Source organism: Aerococcus sp. L_32, from assembly GCF_050689315.1.
On the sequence record NZ_JBOEQF010000815.1, the window covers coordinates 1 to 826 of the forward strand.

Here is an 826-nt window from a genome sequence, read left to right on the forward strand (position 1 = left end):
AGCTGGCTACACCTCTATTCCGTCCCAATACAATCCTCAGGGGTCAATGGCTAATATTTTAAAGGCCTATTACCAGAGTCAGGATTATGACAACCAGGTCATCCATGTGGTGACGCGGTTGGACCGGGATACGAGTGGGGTCATGTTATTTGCGAAACACGCTTTTGCCCATGGCTTAATTGACCAGCAAATGCAGCAAAAAGGCATTGAAAAGACCTATCTAGCTGTTTCGGATAAAAAAGTATCTGACCTTGACCATGGTTTTATTGATGAGCCGATTGCTAGAAGTCCGCGGTCAATCATTGAACGACGGGTTCACGAATCAGGCCAATCAGCTTTAACAGAGTATTGGCTAGCTGAACAAGTGGGCGCCTTAAAAGTCTATAAAGTACAGTTACATACTGGACGCACCCATCAAATCCGGGTGCATTTTGCTTTTAATGATGCGCCACTTATTGGAGACGACTTGTACGGTGGTCAAATGGACCATGGCATTCAAAGACAAGCCTTGCATTGTCGGTCCCTAAAATTTAAACACCAATTTTCCGGTGAAATGGTTGAAATCCAGGCACCCTTGCCGGAAGATATTTCTGCTTGCTTTGACCTATAGGTTATATTACAATGGTTGGCATGTGTTAAAATAGAAGGGTGGCAAAAGTCGTTCAGACTCAACGGACTGGACCAAAAGCCGAACAATTACTGCAAGTAATTGACGTGTTTTGGGAAGTATTGGAAGAGTTTGACTTTTGGCGCCCGATATTATGCTGTTTGTTAGATACAAATAGAAGGTGTGACAGCTTTGTTACAGTCTCAATCAAAATGACAA

General features: G+C 43.3%; 1 protein-coding gene. It reads left to right on the forward strand.

Annotation, left to right across the window (positions count from 1 at the left end):
- On the forward strand, window positions 1-610 hold a 610-nt coding region (locus tag ACRCJ0_RS16665; protein ID WP_431391275.1), incomplete at its 5' end, for an RluA family pseudouridine synthase.
- Between the last annotated feature and the right edge of the window lie 216 nt (window positions 611-826).